10 protein-coding genes are annotated in these 16,001 nt (G+C 57.4%); 3 read left to right on the top strand and 7 right to left on the bottom strand.

Annotated elements, in window-relative coordinates; translation table 11 throughout:
- The first annotated feature begins 105 nt into the window (after positions 1-105).
- Positions 106-804, top strand: coding sequence for a pirin family protein (locus tag ACYVI2_RS24605; protein ID WP_415819736.1), 699 nt, complete (start codon positions 106-108; stop codon positions 802-804).
- A 135-nt stretch (positions 805-939) separates the two neighbouring features.
- On the top strand, positions 940-1,824 hold the full coding sequence (locus ACYVI2_RS24600; protein WP_415819735.1) for a pirin family protein: 885 nt from the start codon (positions 940-942) through the stop codon (positions 1,822-1,824).
- 151 nt (positions 1,825-1,975) lie between these two features.
- On the opposite strand, the gene ACYVI2_RS24595 is transcribed toward ACYVI2_RS24600, so the two are convergent.
- The 3 genes from ACYVI2_RS24595 to ACYVI2_RS24585 all read right to left on the bottom strand — a co-directional run bounded on the left by ACYVI2_RS24595 (position 1,976) and on the right by ACYVI2_RS24585 (position 5,675).
- Positions 1,976-2,755: an ABC transporter ATP-binding protein gene (locus ACYVI2_RS24595; protein ID WP_415819734.1), complete on the bottom strand. Its 780-nt coding sequence runs from the start codon at positions 2,753-2,755 to the stop codon at positions 1,976-1,978.
- Between the two features lie 2 nt (positions 2,756-2,757).
- On the bottom strand, positions 2,758-4,428 hold the full coding sequence (locus ACYVI2_RS24590) for an ABC transporter permease (protein WP_415819733.1): 1,671 nt from the start codon (positions 4,426-4,428) through the stop codon (positions 2,758-2,760).
- Positions 4,429-4,634: 206 nt separating this feature from the next.
- On the bottom strand, positions 4,635-5,675 hold the full coding sequence (locus ACYVI2_RS24585) for a Fe(3+) ABC transporter substrate-binding protein (RefSeq protein WP_415819732.1): 1,041 nt from the start codon (positions 5,673-5,675) through the stop codon (positions 4,635-4,637).
- A gap of 370 nt (positions 5,676-6,045) precedes the next feature.
- Here ACYVI2_RS24585 and ACYVI2_RS24580 point away from each other — a divergent pair, with 370 nt between their 5' ends.
- A complete protein-coding gene (locus ACYVI2_RS24580; protein ID WP_415819731.1) occupies positions 6,046-6,822 on the top strand; it encodes a ferredoxin--NADP reductase in 777 nt (258 codons plus the stop codon).
- A gap of 72 nt (positions 6,823-6,894) precedes the next feature.
- On the opposite strand, the gene ACYVI2_RS24575 is transcribed toward ACYVI2_RS24580, so the two are convergent.
- From ACYVI2_RS24575 to ACYVI2_RS24560, 4 genes are all read right to left on the bottom strand, one after another.
- Positions 6,895-9,312 (bottom strand): hypothetical protein, encoded by a 2,418-nt coding sequence (locus ACYVI2_RS24575; RefSeq protein ID WP_415819730.1) that lies wholly within the window; start codon positions 9,310-9,312, stop codon positions 6,895-6,897.
- Between the two features lie 86 nt (positions 9,313-9,398).
- Complete coding sequence (locus ACYVI2_RS24570; protein ID WP_415819729.1) at positions 9,399-11,561, bottom strand: hypothetical protein; 2,163 nt, start codon at positions 11,559-11,561, stop codon at positions 9,399-9,401.
- 224 nt (positions 11,562-11,785) lie between these two features.
- The gene (locus ACYVI2_RS24565) at positions 11,786-14,113 is read right to left on the bottom strand and encodes a hypothetical protein (protein WP_415819728.1); all 2,328 of its coding nucleotides are present in this window, start codon (positions 14,111-14,113) and stop codon (positions 11,786-11,788) included.
- 134 nt (positions 14,114-14,247) lie between these two features.
- Positions 14,248-15,954, bottom strand: a complete 1,707-nt coding sequence (locus ACYVI2_RS24560; RefSeq protein WP_415819727.1) for a hypothetical protein — start codon at positions 15,952-15,954, stop codon at positions 14,248-14,250.
- Positions 15,955-16,001 lie beyond the last annotated feature (47 nt).

The following is a 16,001-nucleotide window of genomic DNA, read 5'->3' as shown; positions in this document are numbered from 1 at the left end:
GTTCAGTCTCAACCCTATGCAATCCGCGCACAATACGTTTCATGGATGGTGATCAGACAACAACGTCTCACCGCAAATCATTCAGATTATCGAAAGGAGCTTACTATGTTGACCCTGCGCCGTAGCAATGAACGTGGTCATGCCAATCACGGTTGGCTCGACAGCTATCACACCTTTTCTTTTGCGAACTACTACGACCCGGCGCATATGGGGTTCGGTTCGCTGCGCGTCATCAATGACGACCGTATCGCCCCCAGCCGTGGCTTTGGTACACATGGCCACCGCGACATGGAGATCATCACCTATGTGCTCGACGGCGCCGTGGCGCACAAAGACAGCATGGGCAGTGGCTCGACCATCCGCCCGGGCAACGTACAGCGCATGAGCGCTGGGCGCGGCGTATTGCACTCGGAATTCAACCCGCTGGAGGACCAGACCACCCATTTGCTGCAAATCTGGATCGAGCCCAATGTCACGGGTATCGAGCCCGAATACGAAGAGCAAGATGTGCCTGAGGCCGAAAAACGCGGCAGCCTGCGTCAAGTCATCTCGCCTGATGGCGCCGATGGCTCCATGCGCATTCATCAGGACGCACGCTTGTATGTCGGTCTGTTCGACGGGGCTGAAACTGCCGAGCTGCCCTTGGCTGCCGGCCGCCGTGCCTGGGTGCATGTGGCACGTGGCGAAGTAACGGTCAATGGCCAAGCCCTGAAGGCCGGCGACGCGTTGGCCTTGGTCGACGAGGCAGCTGTGCGCATCAGTGACGGCAAACAGGCCGATGTACTGGTGTTTGATCTGGCCTGAGACGGGCTGGCAAAGCCGGGCCACGCCGGACCCGTTGGCACGTCCCCGCATGGTTATCCGCGATAGCCATGCGGGCTGTAATCCCCCAAAATGCTCTCACTACGCCCGCGCGGCGCGATATTCCAGGAGAACCGCATGTCCCTCGTTGAAACGCTCATCGTCCCACGCACCAGCGATCTAGGTGACGGCGTCACCGTCCGCCGCGCCTTGCCGTCGGCGCAACGCCGCACCGTCGGTCCGTTCGTCTTCCTCGATGAAATGGGTCCCGTGTTGTTCGAGCCGGGCGCGGGCATGGACGTACGTCCTCATCCGCACATTGGTTTGTCTACCGTGACCTTTCTCTACGAGGGGGCCATGATGCACCGAGATGGCGCGGGGAATGTCCAGGAAATTCGTCCTGGCGAGGTCAATTGGATGACGGCTGGCCGCGGCATCGTCCACTCTGAGCGCAGTCCCGCTGCCCAACGCAGTGCGGGCCAGCGCATTGCAGGTTTGCAGCTCTGGGTAGGTTTGCCCAGCCAACATGAGGAAACCGATCCCGGTTTCGTGCATTACGGTCTCGATGCGCAGCCCATCGTCGAAGGCGAGGGCGTGCGCGCCCAGGTCGTCGCGGGCTCCTTATTCGGCAAAACCTCTTCCGTACATACGCTATCGCCCCTGTTCTTTGGCGACATCGTCATGAAACCCGGCTCCACCGTGGTCATCCCCGCCGAATACGAAGAGCGAGCCGCCTACCTCAGCCGAGGCACCGTCGAGGTCGACGGGCAGGCCTATCAACCTGGACAGCTCATCGTGTTTGCCGCGGGCCAACCGGTTACTGTGCGGGCCGTGGACGATGTCCGCTTTGCCATCCTGGGCGGCGAGCCGCTGGATGGCCCGCGCTTTGTCTGGTGGAATTTCGTCTCCAGCCGCAAAGACCGCATCGAACAAGCCAAAGCAGACTGGCAGCGTGATCGTTTCGACCAGATCGTGCCGGGTGACGAAACGGAATATATTCCGTTGCCTGCACCCAAGGCGTGAGGATATGACAATGGCGACCTGTCGTTGATCCAGAGACGGTGAGAGTGGGTGTGCCGGCGGCTGCTCGAGCGTGGCCGCCGTCAGCCGTTCTGCTGCCCGAGCCCATGCGTTGCGCAACCGATACCGCCCCCTGCGAACCGGGAATGGCGCATCAGCGCCCGCGCGCGTATGCCTGCTGCCGCTGCTCCACCAAGGCCTCGCGTCGAACAAAGTCCCGTACGAAATCCGTGGCAGGGTGGTGATGCAGGTTATACGGCGTATCCCACTGCACGACCTTGCCTTCGTTCATCACGCCGATGCGGTCAGCGATGGCAAAAGCTTCAGCCTGGTTATGGGTGACGAGAATGGCGGTGTGGCCCGTGGACTTGAGAATATCGCGGACCTCGAACGCCAGGCGCTCGCGCGTATCCACATCCAGATTGGAAAACGGCTCATCCAGCAGCAAGAGATCGGGCGAGGGCGCTAGCGCCCGGGCCAGTGCCACGCGCTGCTGCTGTCCGCCGGAAATCTCGTGCGGATAGCTATCGGCCGCTGCCGACAGGCCGACCAGATCCAGCATTTCCTTGACGCGCACCGCGCGCTGGGCCTTGTTCATCAGCTTGCGCAGCCCAAACGCCACATTCTCCGCGGCCGTCAGATGAGGAAACAGCGCGTAATCCTGGAACATCATCCCTACACGGCGGTGTTCCGGCGCGACCAGCACGGACTCAGATGAAATGATGGTGCCGTCCAGCGCAATATGCCCGGCACGCACCGGTTCAAAGCCCGCGATAGCACGCAAAATCGTGGTCTTGCCGCAGCCCGATTGGCCCAGCAGACAACCAATATGGCCGGCCGGCAGCGCCAACGACAGATCCTGCACCACAGTGCGCAGTCCCTGCGGCGTATCGTAGGCCAGGCGGATGCGGTCGAGTTCAAGCAAATCGGCCACGTTCAATGTCCCATTTTCAAATTAGTACGTGCCAGCAAAATCACCGGCACGAGGCCCGCGACCACGATGGCCAAGGCCGCGACAGCGCCTTCTTCGTACGTGCCGCGCGCGGCTTCGGCATAGAGCCATGTCGCCAGCGTCTCGAAATTCAGCGGCCGCAACAATAGCGTGGCCGGCAGCTCTTTCATCGCATCGACAAACACGAGCAACGCCGCCGTGGCCAACGCCGGTTTGAGCAAGGGCAAATGGACCCGGCGCAGCGTGCCGCTGGCGTTTTCACCCAATAATCGCGAGGCTTGTTCCAATGAGGGCGGAATGCGCGACAGGCCGGCCTCGATCCCGCCCACCGAAATTGCCAGAAAACGCATCGTGTAGGCGCATACCAGCGCGCCCGTCGAACCCATCAACAGCAAGCCCTGTGTACCAAACACAGATCCCAGTTGACGGTCTATCCAGGTGAACGGCATCAGCAAACCGATCGCCAACACTGTTCCGGGTACGGCATAACCGAGGCTGGCAATCCGGGCGCATGCGCGGCCCGGATTCAGCCGCGCACTTTCCCGCAACGTCCGTCCCGCCCACGCCACGATCAGCCCGCAGCCCAGCGTGACGACTGTCGCGGCAAACGCTACCGTGACCGTGTTGGTCAAGCCGTTGATTAACTGATCAGACACGCCGCCCACGAGATGCAGGCGCTTGGACGTCTCGACCACCAGATACCAGGCTGGCGCCACAAACCCCAGCAACACTGGAATCCAGCCCAGCACGATGGCCAGCAACGCGGCGCCGCCGCGCAACCGTCGAGCCTGCATAGGCCGCATGCGCTGCGTGTTGGCGTAACGCTGCCGCTTGCGGCCATGCCGTTCCAGCAAAATCAGCCCCACCACGATGGCCAGCATCGTCAATGCAATCTGTGCCGCGCTCGCCAGGTCCGAGCGTGTCACCCATGTCGTATATACAGACACCGTCAGCGTCTGCACGCCCAAGAACTCGGATGCGCCGATATCGTTCAGCGTTTCCAATAGCGCCAGGCTGGCGCCCACCGCAATCGCCGGCCGCGCCAGGGGCAGGGCGACCCGCACAAAGACGCCGACTTTTCCCGCGCCCAGCGTACGTGCCGCCTCGAGCAGGCTCGCGGCTTGCGTCATGAACATCACACGCGTGCTCAAGTACACATACGGGTACAGCACAAAGCCCAGCACAAAAATCGCGCCATAAATCGAGCGCAAATCCGGCAGGCGAAAATCCCGCGGACTGTCATAGCCCAGCACCGTACGGATCGCTGTCTGAATCGGCCCAATCGGATGCAGCAAATCGAGATAGGCAAACGCAATGATGTAAGTGGGCACAGCCAAAGGCAGCAGCAGCGCCCACGTCAATGTCCGCCGACTGGGAAAATCATACGCGGTGACCAGCCAGGCCGCGCCAGTGCCCAGCATCGTGACCAATATCCCGACGCCCACCAGCAGCATGGCGGTATTCGCCAGTGCTTGAGGCAGGACGTATGTCGCCAAGTGCGACCAGTGCGACAGGTCCGCATCCAGCGCCTGCCAGGCCAACGCCCCCAACGGCAGCAACACAGCGAACGCGATCAGGGCCGCGCCCAGCAGCCAGCCCGCGCCGCGTTCGGGGCCGCGTAGTCGCCAGGGGCGTGGCAAAGAATCAGTTTGCATACAAAGAAAGAAACATCCTCGCGCTGCACCTGCAGTTTCCGTCGGTCGGTGGAAAAAGCAAATGTCAGGCGCCTTGCGGTACCTGACACGGGTTGATGACTGTCCGCCGAGATAGGCAGCAGCGCTGGCGGTGATAATGAGTTAAGGCTCAGGCGCGGGCTGCATAATATCTGATATGCCTGGCTCCGCCTGTCGCCTCGACGCGATCAATTATCGAACCCGACCTTATCCACCAATTCGCTGGCTTGCTTGCGATGCTTCGCGATGTCCGCCACGGGCAGCGAATCGATCTTCAGTTCGCCAAAACTCGCCACCACGGGGTCCAGCGTCACACCGGGACGGATGGGGTATTCGTAGTTGGCGCGCGCGTACAGGGCCTGTGCCGGCTCGGAAACCAGGAACTCCAACAGCTTGACCGCGTTTTCTTTTTGCGGGGCATGGGCTGCAACGGCCGCACCACTGATGTTCACGTGCGTGCCATCGCCGCCATTCTTGAATGTCGGGCGCACCACCTTGATCGCATCGCCCCATTTACGGGCGTCGGTGCCGGGTTCGGCGTTTTTCATATGGCCCACGTAGTAGGCGTTGGCGATACCAATATCGCAAATCCCGCCCAGAATGTCGCGCGCTACGTCACGATCGCCGCCTGCGGCCTTGCGCGCCAAGTTGGCCTTGACCCCACGCAGCCATTTTTCCGTCGCCTCGGCTCCGTCATGCGCGATCATTGCCGCGACCAGGCCTGTGTTGTACGGGTGCTGGCCCGAGCGGATGCAGACCTTGTTCTTCCATTGTGCATCGGCCAGGTCTTCGTAGTGGAAGCTCTCCAGCTTGAGATCATTGGCCACATACAGTACGCGATCGCGCAGTGACAGGGCATACCATTTGCCATCGGCACCGCGCAGATTGGCGGGGATGACCTTGTTCAGTGTTTCTGACTGGACTGCTTGCGTAATCCCGCCGTCGACCAGGTCGATCAGATTTCCGATATCGACCGTCATCAGCACATCCGCCGGCGATTGTGCGCCTTCGGCCTTGACGCGCTCGAGCAGGCCGTCTTTCACAAAGACGGTGTTGACCTTGATGCCGGTTTCCTTGGTAAAGGCGTCCAGCATCGGCTGGATCAATTTGGGTTCGCGCGTCGTGTACAGGCTGACTTCCTCGGCCGCAGTTGCCGGGGTAGCCAATACGGCGCCCGCGAGAGCCAGCGCGCCAAAGAGGGGGGACAAGGAAAAGCGTCGGGTCGACATAGAGGGCCAGGCTCCGGTATAGCGTTAAATAGACGACTGAAATGCAGTTTGTCCCGGGCACTATTCACCCCGGGCCGAGAGCGGCGCCAGGCGGGAGGAGGGCCCGTTAACGAAAATTATTATCAAGTGGGTGCGACAATAACAGGAACCGGCTCACCATTCAACTTGACGTCAGCTAAGGCCCCGTTTTCCGGCTTGACGCGGTGTTCTACCAAAAAGTTATAAGAGAATTACGGAATAATGAGATGAGTTATCAAGTAGTCTTGGTAAAATCGGGAAAACCCTGAGCCCCGCGCCAGCTTATTGCAAGTTTTTTGCACAGCGCGGAATTTCACTCGGCGCACCTGGTGCGTTGCACTTTTTCAACGACATGGCAGCTTTTAATACCGAACGCGTACTCAGCGTGCGCCACTGGAACGACACCCTTTTCTCCTTTACCACGACGCGTGACTCGGCCTTGCGGTTCCACAATGGCCACTTTGTCATGATCGGCCTGGAGGTCGAGGGCAAGCCCCTGATGCGCGCCTACAGCATCGCCAGTGCCAACTACGAAGAAAACCTCGAGTTCCTGAGCATCAAGGTTCAGGACGGCCCCTTGACCTCGCGTTTGCAGCACCTGAAAGAGGGCGACTCCATCCTGGTCAGCCGCAAGCCCGTGGGTACGCTGATCGTCGATGACCTCAAACCCGGCAAAAACCTGTTCCTGTTCGGCACGGGTACCGGCCTGGCGCCCTTCATGAGCATCATCAAGGATCCCGACGTTTACGAGCGATTCGAAAAAATCGTCTTGGTGCATGGCGTGCGCTGGGTGAGCGAGCTGGCCTATGCCGATTTCATCGAGAACGAGCTGCCCAGCAACGAGTTCTTTGGCGATGTCGTGCGCGACAAGCTCGTCTACTATCCCACTGTCACGCGCGAACCTTTCCGCAACCAAGGCCGTATTACGCAACTGATCGACAACGGTAAACTTTGCGCGGATATCGGCCTGCCGCAAATCAATCCCGAAACCGACCGCGCCATGCTCTGCGGCAGCCCGCACATGCTGGCCGATATCAGCGCAATGCTGGATTCTCGCGGCTTTCAGGTATCGCCGGGCGTCGGTGAGCCGGGCGACTATGTCGTCGAACGCGCCTTTGTTGAAAAGTAATACGCTTGTGGGCTGACCACGGGTGCGATGGCTGCACCCGGCGAGCCTACGTGCGGTAGCCGGGTGGCGGGCTTATGTGCGGGGTACCTCCGGGTTGATCCTGCGATCCCTTGCGACGGTTACTGCAAAGGTCAACAAGGTTGCCGCGTCGTGCGCGCCGCTGTCGCGCAGGATCCGGATTGCGGTGATAAAGTCTGCACCGGCGGTAATCAGGGCCTGTGCGGTGATGCGATCTCCTTGTTTACCCAAATCCATCAACAGCCCATGAGTCGGAGCACCCGCCATAATCAACATCCTCAATTTGGGGATGTCGTGACGCTCGGCCAGTGCGGTGAGCGCGCCGTCGGTATCGATTTTCTGGTCAATCAAGAACTTCACATAGCTGCTCTTGAGGTCGTTGGGCAGGCTGTCATTATTGATCACATGCAATAGGGCTGGCTTTGCCACGGCTGGGCCGTTTTGCTGAATGATCATCGTTGTCGCTTCATCATCGTGCTGGGTGAGTCCGCGCAAGGCGGCGGTGACCAAATCGGCTCCCATCGTGACCAGCATCTCTTTCGCGTTATCGCTATCGTTACGATAGGCCTGCCTCAACGCATCATGAATATTCACCTTTTCGGCGTACCGTGTGGCGAACTGTCTCGCCACCTCGTAGGCGCGCGTTTCTAATAACAAGACCAAGGCGCCCGGGCCATCTGCGCCTAGATCAATCAGTGTCTGTGTCAGTGCTTCATTATTGCTTCGTGCCGCCAGTGCCAATACCTCACTGCCAGTCGTCAAGGCGGGAATGAGCACTCGCGCTGTTTCAGGGCCGCCCCTGACTAGCAAGTCCATCAATGCTGCGGTGGAAAGGAGTTCTTCTGTGATGAACGTGCGCGCAACATCCGTTGCACCAGCCTTTACCAGATCAACCAGCACGTCGGGCTGGAGTCTATCCGCAGCCAGCACGGTGCGCATGCCGGAATAGTGTTGAGCTTGATGCAGTGATGTCAGGGCGTGGATCTTATTGACGCCTTGATCGAGCAACATCGCCACAGCTTCCACTTGGCCCTGCTGGGCATAAAATTGGAGCGCGTCATTTTGCTTGTCGAGAGAGAGCGCTGAGATACTCGCAGCCTCCGCTTTGCGCGAGTCGACGTAATCGGTAAACTCCCTCGGCAATAGGGATCGGTCCGCGCCTGCGGCCGCTAAGAGCATGAGTATGTTCACCGTGTCCGGCGGCATGCCCACCTGCTGCGGTCCGAGCAGATTTTTCAGCAGATTCGCCGTCGGCACCCCGGCTTGAATCAGCGCTTTGAGCAAACCTAGCTTGCCCGCACGGGCGACACTTGCCAGCATCGGTTCTGGTTTCAAACGTTGCACATCAATTAGGGCTTCTATCACGTCAGGATTGCCGCCTTGCGTGAGGTGGTCGCAATGCAGCGTGTCGGGGAGAATGTGCTGGCTTAACACATGCGCAGCCTGCGTGTCTCCGCTTTGTATCAATCGCGTCAATGCGGTGATGTCGCTACGCGGGCCCCAATGCCAGTTGGCTAGGAGCATCATTTTTTCCGACAGTAACAGCGTTTCGATGGTTAGGCTACTCTTATCGCTTTGGGAGGATTTCGCCTGGTCGATAAGCGTGCTTACCACATCGGCGCCAGCCCGTAACAGCAGCTCCAGTTTGTACAGGTCTGAGACGTAGTTTGCCGATGTGGGATTGAGCTGTTCTATGGTCTGGACCAATACCATAGAGGCTTGAGCGCCGAATCGTAAAACTAACGTGTCGGCGACATTCTGCCAATCCTTGTCGGCGAGATTCGCCCAGCCCATGTTGATGGCGTCGGCCAAGGCATCGGTTACATTGACCCCTCGCGATATCAGGAATTGGGCGGCGTTCATGCCAGACTCGCCCGGGTTTTGCTTGAGAACCCTAGCCAACGCCTGCGGCGCGTTCGTGTAGGGGCAACGCATCAAGCGCTCTGCCGTTTGCGTATGGCCGCGTTCTGCGGCGGCTTGCAGTGCGGAGGATAGCCCTCGGCGTGCACCGGCGTTGATCAGCGCGTCGACCAATTCAGGCCGATCCTCTTTCGATCGGGCCGCATACACGAGGGGGGAATGGCCGAACCGATCGGTGTGATCGAGGAAATCGGTGCCGAGCTCGTCAGACAGTGCCACCAGATTCAAGGCAATCGCCTCACCGCCGGATTGGATTGCCTGATGCAGATAATTTTGACCATCGTCGTTGAGATCGGTCTGGACGTTGATCCCGGCATCTGCGGCATTGCGCAATGTGTTGAACAAATCCCAATTATCGGTACGAAATGCCCGTAATAGTGTTGATTGAGTAGACGGTGTCCAAGGGGTAGCAGGGAAACGATCTGCGGTAATGGCGGAGGATGATGGCTGAGAAATAGAGACTGAATTGAGCATGGAGAGGCTTCCGATAGGCAAAGACGATGAGTCGCCGGAGGGTAAGCCGCCCAATGACAAACCGGCACTGATGGCCAACTTGTATGAATTGCATGGGGGCTCGTAAGAGTAAGGAACGAAATTAAAAATTTCGTTCCTTACTCTTACGATGCCCCCGATTGTCGTCAGGATGGTCGCAGTGTTATTTTGCGGTCTCTGGCTTCCGTCAGCGCTAGCATCAATACATTGGCGGCATTTGGCTCGCGGTTATCCCTCAGGGTCCTGATGGCGGTGACGAAGTCTGCGCCCGCGGTGATCAGTGTTATTGCCCGCGCCCGATTGCCCTGTTTACCCAGGTCCATCAATAACCCGTCGGTGCGTGCTCCCAGTGCAATCAGGACCTTTAGTGTAGAGGTCTGTTGGTCGTCTATGAGCTGACGCAATAGGGCATCGGTATTGAGCTCCAGCTTGAGCAACGCGCTGATTTTCGTGGCTCGCACATTGCGAGGCAGCGTTTTGTCGTCGATGAGGAGCCGCAGCGCTTCGCACCCGATAGACGAGCCCTGCAGATCCAATACCTTCTGCGCGACTTTGGTGTCGCCGAGATCGATGGCACGTAGCAGGGCGATGGGAAACTCAGCGCCAATCGTCAGGAGCTCATGAATGCCATCCTGATATATAGCGCGGCCATCGTAAACGCCACACAACAGGCTGGTATGAATATCCACACCCAGGCTTATTAATCTGCCCGCTGCCTCTCGATGTTTCATTGACAATAACCATAGCAGCGCTTTAGGTCCATTCATGCCTATCTTTATCAGCGCATCGATCACGCCGATGTCGTCGCCCTGAGCCGCCGCCACCAAGGGACCCGAGATCGCGTTCGTGCGAGGCAAAATCGCTCGGGCGAAGTCCAGATCTCCGTTTTTAACCAGCTTAATCAGTGCATCCGTCGATATCTGGTTTTGGTTGGCCAGGGCTCTTGCGACGAGTTGTTCGCCGGACTTCGCCAGATCAATCAAGGTTTGGGACGAAGCCAAGCCTGCCCTGAAAAAATCGCGGATCTCCATAGCGTTCTCGATGTGGCTAAAGGGCTTGAGCGCGGCAACGGCATCGGCACCTTGATCCACCAACATCGCCGTATCTATCGTGTTGCCGTTACAGACGGCCCATAGCAGCTGCTTCTGTTTCTCGGCGGGCGAGAGTGCCGCGATTTCTTCCTTTCTGGCGTTATTGATGTCGATGGGATGTCCGGGCACTGCCGATGCGTCTGCGCCGGCCAAGAGCAATACTTTAATGATCTGAGGCCTATGTTGCTGAACGTCACTATTGATCTCGTTGCCATGCTGGCTCAGGACGGTTGCGTACGATACGCCGGCACGGATCAGTGCTCTGGCCCCCCCGATATTGCCGTCAAACACAAAAGTTTTCAGGAGTCTTTCTGGGTAGTCAAACCCGGGAGAGGTTATCAATGTTTTTAATGCTTTTAATGCTCCGATATTTCCGCTAATGGCCAGTTGTTTCCATCCCATGTGCTCAGGGGATACAACTTTTCCTACGACGAGCAGGGTCGCGATATCGTCCTCTCTCGCGAGCCTCAATATGGCCGAGGTATCGTGTCGCAGCGTTGCGTGGATGGCATTATCTTCGATGCCCGTCAATTCTGGACGGGCGTTGCAGACTAACAGCCGGGCTGCTGTGTCATTGATTTTGGTATCCGGATTTTTCGCCAGATTGATCAGGGCGGTGCTGACGTCGGCGCCAGCCTTGCCCAATTGCGCCAGGGCTTGCGTGTCACCCGATATCGCAGCCAAAGTGAGCGCATCGGCCCCCTTTGCTCCCAGCAACAAAAGTATCTTGGCCACTGCGGTTTGGTGATTTTGCACCGCATGGTTCAGCGCCTCGGAAACGTTTGCGCCTAGCGATATCAATAGCTTTGCTGCCTTGGCCACCGTCCGGAGCATATGGATCTTCTGAGACGGCAGCGGCGTCAGAGGCATCCAGGAGTTTTGGCGCATCTCGTACATATTCAGCGGATTGGGCTCAGGGGTTTCGACGAGGATTGAGACCAGCGCTTTAGCAGCATCCGCACCGTCACTGATCAGTTGTGCGGCCGCGTCGACCTGACCTGTTTGCGCGGCGGTTTTTAGCGCCGCAGCCAGCGTGTTGCATGCGTCAACGGCGACTGAATCGGAATTAAGGATAACCGGCGCGGCTGCATGCTGGGATGCTCGCAGTTCGGATGGATCCGCACTGCAGGCCGTATCCGATGCGCCTGAATTTTCAGGTCTAGTATCGTTCCTGCCGGGGGCGGGGCTCCACCGCAAGGCATTGAGTTGACTAAGCATGAGGCTCCTTGGAGCATGAGCGATAAACGCTCGATTGGGGTAGGCGACCTAGCCACAAATGGGACATCATGGCTGCTGCGCTGGGAAGTGCGAGACCGCTTGATATAGGTAACCCGAATCGATCGATATGGTTTCATGCCCAAGGGCTTTTCAGACGCGTTAACCCATGTGGGATATCACTCCGGTTGAATGCCTGCTTGTGAATGATGTCGCCCTGGCCCATCTCAGACGGCAGCCGAGTGTTGAGGAAGCCAATTCGGCAATGGCTGGTCTTGTCCCCAGAGCCGCCACGTCATGGCTACTACCAGCACGTTTGCCGCCGCCTGCTCGTTGCTTTGAAGCAGCGTTTCAATTGCCGTAGCGACATCTGCTCCGGCGCCGATCAGCATTTGCGCGTCTCTCCGATTGCCTTTTTTGCCCAGATCTGCCAGTACATTGGCAGTGGGTGCCCCTAGTGCAATGAGGTTTTTTAGCTGGGTGGGCGTTCCGTTTTCAATGACCCGCTCTAATACGCTGTCAGTATCTATCCCCATTTGCAGCAATACCTTCAATTTGGCATTCCTGATGTCATCGGGCACCGTCTCGTCCTCAATCAGGTCCAACAGCGTTTTGGGTCCGGCCTCCAGGTCGTCCCAGAGCAGGATTTGCTGTGCGGTCGCCATATCCTCGCACTCGACGGCGCGCGTCAAAGCGAGCGACAAATCGGCTCCCATCGTGATCAGATCTTTCTGGGCTGCGTAGCTACCGCTGCGGATTGCGAGCATCAGCGCGGTATGAATGTCCACCCCGGAACTGATCAATCTGACGGCTTGCTCTCGAGATTTCATTTGTAGCAACCACAGCAAGGCTTCTGGCCCCGCTGCGCCCAGTCTGACCAGTGCGCTCACCAGGTTGTCATCGGTGTCTTGAGCAGCTTGTACCAGCGCCTCTCGCCCATTGGTCAAGGCTGGAATAAAGGCGCGCGCCAGTGTTAATTCTTTATTTCTGATGAGCTGAATAAGCGCCTCAGCCGAAACGTCCTTCGCTCGGATTAACGACTGTGCGACATCCATTTCACCGGCCCGTACCAGATCAATCAGCGCTGTGGGTGCGGACATGCCTGCGTTAATCAAGGTGCGTATGCCGTCCAGATCATCGGCGTCGCTCAGGTGTTTTAACGCAGCAGCGATCTCAGCTCCGCGCTCAAGCAGCATCGCTACCTCAGTTGTATTCCTTTCCTTTGCTGCAGCCAGGAGCGCCGTATTTTTCTCGCTTGGAGAAAGATCCGAGATTTCCTGTTTTCTGCGGTTGATCTCTGTGAGCAGTTCGTCTGGCACTGTTGATGTGCTTGCCCCTGCGGTAACCAATAGTTTGATCGTCTTGAGCGTGGCTGAATGTTCCCAGGGCTGGCTCTGGATAATCATGTCTCTGGGTAGCGCTGATGTGGGCATGCCAGTATTAACCAACGCTTTTGTTGAGGCAACGTCTCCTGCATGAGCGGCGCGGCGGAGCATTTCGTTTGGGTTCACCCTGCGTGCGGAGATCAATGCCTTGAGCGCGTCAACATAACTGTTTTTTACCAGCTCATCGTAGCCCTGATGCTGGAAATCCATCGCCTCGCTCAACACGAGTATGGCTGCTATATCCCCGCTTTCTGCCAGCCTCAATAGTGCTACGGTGCTGCACGAGGGGCCTTCGCAGTGACCAAGCTCTCTCGCTTTCTCTTCTGCCCTGATCAGCATGGCCACTGCCAAGGTGTTGCTCTGATTTTTGGGCTTTTTCGCCAGATCTGTCAGAGCCGCCGCGACGTCTGACCCGGCCTGAACCAAGGTTCTTACTTTGGTCGAAATCTTGTGCATTGCGCTTGAGGTGATAGCGCCTCGGGTCAGCGGCTGTCGCGTCACTATCAAGACCAGCGCCTCGGATCCTTTCGCCCCAAGTACAAGCAGTGCGTCTGCGGCATCAAACCAGTGGTTTTCCCCAGCATATTCAAGGGCGCTTGTCGGGTTCATCCCTAGTGATATCAAGAATTTGGCTGCTTTCATGCCGGACCCGTCTTGATCATGGTGCAACACTTGCGCCAGGACTTTGGGTGCGTCCCCGCCGACACCGGTGATGAGGCGCTTTGCGGTTTCTGTATGCCCGTTTTTTGCTGCGGACTTCAGTGCTTCGGGCAGGCCGACATAGGCACCGAGGTCGATCAGCATATCGACTAATTGGGGGTGGTCCGCTTGGGATTCAGCGGCATACATGATGGGGGTATATCCGAACTGGTCTTTGGTATTAATCAGATCGACGTCCCATTGATAAGCGAATTGCGTGAGATTCAACGCAATCGAATAGCTGCCGGAGATGATGGCGATATGTAGATAGTTTTGACCTTTTTCGTTGAGGTCTGCGACGGTTAACCCAGTGTGATTGTCAGTCGTTAATGCGTCGAACAATGTCCAATCATCTGTTTGAAAGGCTTGTGACAGGCTGCGCCGAGCATCCACGTTGGCCGGCGTGACAGGCAAGCCGGCTGTTGAGATAACGCAAGGCGGGCTCTGAGAAACCGTGATCTGATTGGGCATGGGGACTTTCCTAAGGGAAAATAGGATGGACCGTTGAACGGGGTTAGCCACCCAGCCACCAGCTGACTACTATTCGCGTGCGATGAGGGGCTGCGAATGGTAAGTAACGACTTCATTGAAATCGTTCCATACATTTATTCTGCTTGCAGCGTCAGTATCTCCTCGTCCGCTGGGAATTCGGCCCCGATCGAGGTCAGGTCCTCGATCGCGTTCTGATATAAGTCTGGATCCTCGCGCATGGCACGTATCAGCGTTGCTTGAATGTCCACGCCTAGGGCGATCAGCCGGCCCGCCGCCTCGCGGGATTTCGTGTGTAGTAACGACATCAATGCTCCTGGCCCATCCGCACCTATCGCAAGCAGTGTTTTTGTCAGGTCCTGGTTACTACTTTCAGTGGCCTGTATGAGGGCAAGCCGCCCATCGGTCAGGGTGGGAATGAGCGCGCGCGGTGTTTGCTGGTCCCCTGATGTAATGCTCACAATAAGCGCATCGTTTGCAATGTCCTCCAACTGGGCCAACGTCGTTGCCACGTCCATGTCGCCGGCCTGAACCCGATCGAGCAGCGTCTGCGATGAGATCGCGCCTGCGTTAATCAATCTGCATAGACCTAGTGTTTTTTCTATGTCGTTCAGATCTTTGGCTTGGCTCAGGTGCTGCAGCGCAGCGGTCACGTCTGACCCTGCGTCAGTCAACATCACGATCTCCGCAACGTCGTCCTTTTTTATTGCAGAGAGCAGGGTTGTCGTCTTCTCTATTTCTGAGAGATTCGATATTTCGGTTTTTCGCTTGTTGAACGCGGTGGTGATTTCGTCTGGCACCTCTGACGGGTCTGCTCCGGCAGCGATTAACAGCTTTATCGCCCCAGACGTGAGCGGATCCCACCAGTTGCTGTACTGAACGAGCAATTCGTTGATAACCGCTTTTGTTGGCACAGCCGCAGCAATCAAGGTTTTGACTCCCACAAAATGGCCCTCGAGAGAAAGCTGGCGTAGATGCTGTATTGGATATTGCATGTCCGACGGCGGGATTAGCAATTTGATTGATTCGATATCACCGCTTTTTGCCAGCTCCTCCCATCCTGGATTTTCGGGCGCTATCGCCTTTCTTAATCTGAGCATGGCCGTTCTGTCTCTGTCTTTGGCCAGTCTGGACATGACAGTTGCCTGGCTTCGTAACCCTGCAGGGCAGTCGTATAGATGTTGCCTGTTGATTTCCAGGGTCAACAGTCTCGCAGCCTGTTCATGGGCCTTTTTATCGGGGTCCCTCGCGAGAGTAACGAGTGCTGTGATGACATCCGCGCCTGCCGATATCAGTTGCCCTAATGTGTTCGTATCGCGTGATATTGCGGCCGATACCAGCATATCGGACCCGTTGGCGCCCAGCAAAAGCAATGTACTTACGGCCTCTGCGCAAAAAGTCTTGGCCGCGTAATCAAGCGCGCTGGAAACATTTGCTCCTAGCGATATCAATAGCTTTGCGGCTTTGGCCGCCGCCATGGGAGAAAGGTGTCCGTCATCACGGGTGGCTAGCTCTGCCAGGGTCTTTGATGTGTCAGCCTTGGCACTGATCAGGCACTGCGCCGTTTCGACATCGCCTCTTAGGGAGGCGGACTTTAGCGCTTCCGATAAATCGCCGCATACGCCGCAGTCGATCAACGCTGGTGCCAGTTCGACCTTATCTCCTCTCGGTTCGGCCGCATACACCCGCGTTTTCCCGGAGTCATCTTCTTGCGAGGTCTTTAGCGTGTGAGCCTGAATACCCTGTGCGCCCGGGTTTTCAGGGAAAGCGTCCGTCCTCGTCGGACACGAGAGATCTCGCGAGAGATTGAGTTTATGAAACATACGTGGCCCCTAAGAAAAAGACGATAAAGATATCGTCCCATTTCTTA

It is taken from the genome of Bordetella tumbae (assembly GCF_054780995.1).
Note: the sequence above shows the minus strand (reverse complement) of the source record. Positions and strands in the feature narration are given on the sequence as shown.